Here is a 5,334-nt window from a genome sequence, read left to right on the forward strand (position 1 = left end):
AGTTGGCAAGACCGCCATGCGGAACCGCCACACCCTTCGGACGACCCGTCGAACCCGACGTGTAGATCACGTACGCCAGGCCATCAGCCCGCACCATCATCTCCGGCGCGGTGTCCGGCTGAGCGGACAGCTGCATCACCATCAGCGCACTGTCCACCGCCACCAACCGGGCACGCCCGGCCGGCAGTTCGTCCAACGTCTCCTCATCGGTGAGGGTCAGCACCGCACCGCTGTCCGCGAGCATGAACGCGATGCGCTCCGCCGGGTACTCCGGGTCGATCGGCAGATAGCCCGCGCCCGCCTTCCACGCGGCGAGGATCGCCACCACCGCATCCACACCGCGCGGCAGGCAGACACCCACCAGCGACTCGACACCGACACCCTGCGCCACCAGGTAGTGCGCCAGCCGGTTCGCCCGCACATCCAGCTCCGCGAACGACACCTCCTCGCCGTCCGCCACCACCGCAACCGCAACCGGCGTCCGCGCCACCTGCGCCGCGAACAGCCCCGGAACCAGCGTCGAACCGAACTCCACCGCCGAGGAGTTCCACTCGGTCAGCACCTGCGCCCGTTCCTCCACGGACAGCACGTCCACCGCGCTCAGCCGCACCTCCGGGTCGGCGGCCACCAGTTCGAGCACCCGCACCAGTCGCGCCGCCAGCCGCTCGACGGACTCCGCCTCGAACAGGTCCGCCGCACCGACCACCGAGCCGGACACGCCGGCCGGAGCGCCCTGCGCGTCGAACAGCTCGCCCAGCAGCACGTCCAGGTCGAACCGTGCCACCGAGTCGGTGCCCGTCTCCACCCCGCTGACGCCCGCGCCCGGCAGGTCGAGCACGGCCTGCGCGTTGTTCTGCATCGTGAACATCGTCTGGAACAGCGGGTGGCGGCCGATCACGCGCGCCGGCGTCAGCTCCTCGACCAGCTTCTCGAACGGCACGTCCTGGTGCTCGAAGGCCGACAGGGCCGTCTCGTGCCCCTGGGCCAGCAGTGCGCGGAAGCTCGGGTCGCCCGACAGGTCCGTCCGCAGCACCAGGCTGTTGACGAAGAAGCCGACCAGGTCGTCCAGCGCCACGTCCGTCCGACCGGCGACGACGGTGCCGATCGGGATGTCGGTCCCTGCTCCGAGGCGGGACAGCAGCAGCGCCAGCGCCGACTGCAGCACCACGAATAGGCTCACGCCCTCGGCCCGGGCCAGCTCGGCGAGCTTGGCATGCACCTCGGCGGGAACCTCGACCGTCGCGGCGAGGCTGCGGTGGGAAGCCGTCGCCGGTCGCGGGTGGTCGACGGGCAGCGCCAGCTCCTCTGGCGCACCCGCCAGGGCGTCCCGCCAGTAGCCGAGCTGGCGGGACAGCAGGCTGTCCGGGTCGTCCTCGTCGCCGAGCAGCTCACGCTGCCACAGCGCATAGTCCGCGTACTGGACGGGCAGCGGCGCCCACTCCGGCGCCCGGCCCGCGCAGCGGGCCGCGTACGCCATGGAGACATCCCGGGCCAGCGGCCCCATCGACCAGCCGTCGCCCGCGATGTGGTGCACCACCACCGCCAGGACGTGCTCGTCCGGCGCGGTGGAGAAGACCCAGGCCCGGATCGGCACATCGGACGCCAGGTCGAACAGGTGTCGCGCGGCCCCGGACACGGCGGCGTCCAGCTCCTCCGGCGCCACCTGGGCCGCCGCCAGCTCCCACTCCAGCTCGTCGAGCTTGTGGATCCGCTGGTGGGGCTCGCCGTCCTGGGTCGGGAACACCGTGCGCAGCACCTCGTGCCGGCCGATGACGTCGCGCAGTGCCGCGTTCATCGCCGCCAAGTCCAGCTCGCCGGACAGCCGCCGCACGATCGGGATGTTGTAGGCCGGGCTGGGACCGTCCAGCTGGCCGATGAACCAGAGCCGACGCTGGGCAAAGGACAGAGGGATCATCAGTGCTGCTCCTCGGTGGTGCGCATCGGCCGCAGTGCTGGCCTGGCTGTCTTCTGTGTTCCAAGCTGCCGGGCGAGTCCGGCGACCGTCGGTGTCCGGTAGAGCGCTCGCAGCGATACGTCGATCCGCAGCAGCGCCCTGATCTGGCTGATGAGTCGGGTGGCGAGCAGGGAGTGGCCGCCGAGGGCGAAGAAGTCGTCGTCCACGCCCACGCTATCGAGGCCCAGGACCTCGGCGAACGCCCGGCACAGGAGTTCCTCCTGCCGGTTCGCCGGTGCCCGGCCCGCACCCGCGCCGAACTCGGGGGCGGGCAGGGCCTTGCGGTTCAGCTTCCTGTTGGCGGTCAGCGGCAGGGCGTCCAGCACCACGACCGCCGACGGGACCATGTACGCGGGCAGCTGGTCCTGGACCGCCAGGCGGAGTGCCTGCGCGAGCCCCTCGGCCTCTTCCCCGCTCGCCCCGGCGGGCACCACGTAGGCCACCAGCCGCTGGTCGCCGGGCTTGTCCTCGCGGACAACCACGACGGCCTGGGCCACCGTGTCGTGGCCGGCGAGCACCGCCTCGATCTCGCCCGGTTCGATCCGGAAGCCGCGGACCTTCACCTGGTCGTCGGCCCGGCCCAGGCATTCCAGCTGCCCGTCGCCGGTCCAGCGCGCGAGGTCGCCGGTGCGGTACATCCGTGCTCCCGGCTCGAACGGGTTCGCGGTGAACCGCTCCGCCGTCAGGCTGGGACGGCCCGCGTAGCCGCGCGCCAACTGGGCGCCGGACAGGTACAGTTCGCCCGCCACACCGGCCGGAGCCGGCTGCATCCGGGCGTCCAGGACGTACCCGCGCACACCGGCGAACGGACGTCCCACCAGCACCGGTCCGGCGGCCACCTCTGCGGAGGTCGCCCACACCGTCGCCTCGGTCGGCCCGTACAGGTTGACCGCCTCGATGCCGAGCGCGGTGAAGCGCTGCGCCAGTTCGGGCGGCAGGGCCTCGCCGCCGACCAGCGCCCACACCCCGGCGGGCCAGCCGTCCACGTCCAGCAGGGCCCGCCACAGCGACGGCACGCCCTGCACCACCGTCGCCCCGGAGGAGACCACCAGCCGGGTGAGGGCCGCCGGGTCGCGGACCACGTCGCGGGAGGCCACGACCACCGACGCGCCGGACACCAGCGGCAGGAACAGTTCCAGCGCCGCGATGTCGAAGGACACCGTGGTCACCGCCACCAGCCGGTCGCCGCCGGTCAGCCGGACCCGCTCCCGCACACCGCCCAGGTGCGCGGCGAGCGCGCCGTGCGGGACCACGACGCCCTTGGGGCGGCCGGTGGAGCCGGAGGTGTAGATCAGGTACGCCGGGTGCGAGGGCAGCGGCGCGGGACGTCCGTCCGCGGGCAGCGCGTCCGCAGGCAGCCGCGTCAACTCCGCCGTGACAGCGGGGTCGTCGAGGGCCACCACCGGCGCCCCGAAGCCGGACAGGACCTTGGCCGGCCCGCTCGTGGTCAGCACGAGGGCGGTGTCGGCGTCGCCGATGGTGTAGGCGACCCGGTCCGCCGGGTACTCCGGGTCCACCGGCAGGTAGGCGCCGCCGACCTTCAGCACCGCGAGCAGGGCGACGACCAGGTCGACGCCGCGGTCCAGGACCACCGCGACCACCGACTCCGGGCCGACGCCGCGGCCGGCCAGGTAGTGCGCCAGCCGGTCGGCCCGGGCGTTCAGTTCGGCGTACGTCAGCTCGGCGCCGCCGGACACCACGGCCACGGCGTCCGGGGTGCGCGCGGCCTGTGCCGCGAACAGCTCGGGCACCAGGGCGCCTTCGGACGCCTCCCCCGTGTCGTTCCACTCGTCGAGAAGCCGGTGCAGGTCGCCGTCGCCGAGCACCCGCACCGCGGCGAGCGCCTGCTCGGAGCCGCCGTCCAGGGCGGTCTCCAGTGCGGCGACCAGGTTCTCGGCGGCGGTGCACATGAGCCGTGCGACGGCCTCGCCGTCGACGGCGGCCACCGCGTCCACGGTCAGGTGGATCGACTCGCCGTCGTCGTCGACCGCCACCACAAGCGGGTAGTTGGTCCGCTCCTGGGCGAACCGCGCCTCGAAGCCCTCGAATCCGCGGTTGCGGTCGTCCCGCTCCTGCTCGGATCCGGCGGGGTTGTGGCGGTAGTTGAGCAGCGCGGTGAACAGCGGGGTGTCACCGGACAGTCCGCTGGCCCGCTGGGCCAGTGCCAGCGAGGCGTGCTCGTGCTCCAGCAGCTCGGCCAGCTGGCCGCGCATCGCCGACACGGCCTCCAGCGCGCCGAGTTCACCGGTGCGCACCCGCACCGGCAGGGTGTTGATGAACGGTCCCGGGGTGTTCGCCGAGCCCGCGCCGGCGTTCATCCGGCCGAAGAGGACGGTGCCGAAGACGACGTCGGAGCGGCCCGACACGGCGGCGAGGGTCCGCGCGTAGGCGACGTGCAGGACGGTCGCCGCGCTCGTGCTCATCCGGCGGGCGACCGCGCGCACCCGGTCGTGCAGCTCGGGTGCGAAGGGCACCCGCAGCCGGACCGCGTCCGCGCCGTCACCGTGGACGTCGACCAGGCCGTACGGCGCGGTCGGCTCGTCCACGTCGGCGAGCAGCCCGGTGAAGTACCGCTCGTGCTCCGCCTGCGCCACCCCGCCACGCGCCTGTGCGACGAACGCGCGGAACGGCACCGGCGTTGGCAGCGAGTCGCCCCGGCCGGTCAGGAAGGCCTGCACCTCGGCCAGCACCACCTCGAGGGCGGTGTGGTCCTGGACGGCGTGGTGGACCTTGAGCAGCATCAGCCACCGGCCACCGTCCGGCAGCGCCGCCATGTGCAGCGTGAGCAGCGGCGCCCGGCCCAGATCCATCGACGAACCGCCGGCGGTCAGCAGCTGCTGCACCGGGTCGGTGCCGTCGGCGGCCAGGGCCACCTCCTCGACGGAGAGCGGGGCCCGGCGCCAGACCACCTGGACCGGCTCGCGCAGGCCCTCCCAGGCCAGCGAGGTACGGAAGATGTCGTGCCGATCGACGACCTGCTGCAGGGCGCCGGTGAAGGCGTCCAGCAGCTCGCGGGACTCCAGCTCGAAGACCAGCGGGGTGACGTAGGCGTCATCGCCGCCGTCGGCGAGGAGGTGGTGGAAGAGCAGGCCCTCCTGGAGCGGGGCCAGCGGGTAGACGTCGGCGACGTTCGCCGCGCCGCCGGGAACGGCCGCCACCACGGTGGCGATTTCCCGGTCCGAGAGCTCCACCATGGGGAGCATGTCCGGCGTGATCTCGACGGCGTCGGCGGGGATCAGGTTCGCCGAGACGTCCACCGCCCGGCCGGCACCCGCCGACAGGGCGAGCCCGGCCGGGGTCGGCGTCTGGAACAGCGCCCGCACCGAGACGGACACGCCGTGGCCGCGCAGCACCTCGACCAGGCGCACGGCGAGCAGCGA

General features: G+C 73.5%; 2 protein-coding genes. Both read right to left on the reverse strand.

Annotated features, from left to right (window positions below; all coding sequences use genetic code 11):
- Window positions 1–1,915 (reverse strand): condensation domain-containing protein (locus tag ACIG5E_RS38930; RefSeq protein WP_396541966.1); only part of this gene is annotated, 1,915 nt, incomplete at its 3' end.
- On the reverse strand, window positions 1,915–5,334 hold a 3,420-nt coding region (locus tag ACIG5E_RS38935; RefSeq protein WP_396541968.1), incomplete at its 5' end, for an amino acid adenylation domain-containing protein. The genes ACIG5E_RS38935 and ACIG5E_RS38930, both read right to left, overlap by 1 nt.

Source organism: Kitasatospora sp. NPDC053057 (assembly GCF_044546945.1).
In the GTDB taxonomy this organism is placed as follows: domain Bacteria; phylum Actinomycetota; class Actinomycetes; order Streptomycetales; family Streptomycetaceae; genus Kitasatospora.